General features: G+C 57.9%; 1 protein-coding gene. It reads left to right on the top strand.

The window, feature by feature from the left end:
• Window positions 1-231, top strand: a 231-nt coding sequence (locus JIN85_RS20880; RefSeq protein WP_200274491.1) for an integrase core domain-containing protein, incomplete at its 5' end; no start/stop codon positions are given.
• Window positions 232-572 lie beyond the last annotated feature (341 nt).

Below are 572 nucleotides of genomic sequence, written 5' to 3'. Positions count from 1 at the left end.
AGCATGGATGGCCGCGGGCGATGGATGGACAACGTGTTCATCGAACGGCTGTGGCGGAGCGTCAAATACGAGGAAATCTACCTCAAGGAACACGCCACCATTCCCGACCTGCGGCGAGGACTCCACACCTGGTTCGAGCGCTACAACCACTGGCGTCCGCATCAGGGGCTCGGGAATTCCACCCCCGCTCGCATCTATCAGGCAGACACCCCGATATCAAAAGTAGCATGACCCCGGGCGGCGAATTTGGGAAGCCTGCGCTGCGGTCCTCGCCCTCCACTTCGCTACGCTCCGTTTCGTGGCCCGGCCCTTCGCTCCGGCTTCCAAAATTCGAGTCCCTAGCCACTCCACCCTTGATTGAGAACCCATGCCCACCTATCCATCTCCCGCACCCCGCATCATAACTTAGTTTAGCCATTCAGTGGCCGGATTTCGGGGGCCAGCTCACGCCGTCGGATGTGCCACCTTGTTCTGGATTGGCCGACCTCCGGAGAAAAGCCTGAATCCCTAAATCAAAATTTATTCCAGAGCCTCAGCTTCTGCAATTCGATATTCGGGCCGATCAGTTCTAA

The organism is Luteolibacter pohnpeiensis (assembly GCF_016595435.1).
GTDB classification, from domain to species: Bacteria; Verrucomicrobiota; Verrucomicrobiia; order Verrucomicrobiales; family Akkermansiaceae; genus Luteolibacter; species Luteolibacter pohnpeiensis.
Note: the sequence above shows the minus strand (reverse complement) of the source record. Positions and strands in the feature narration are given on the sequence as shown.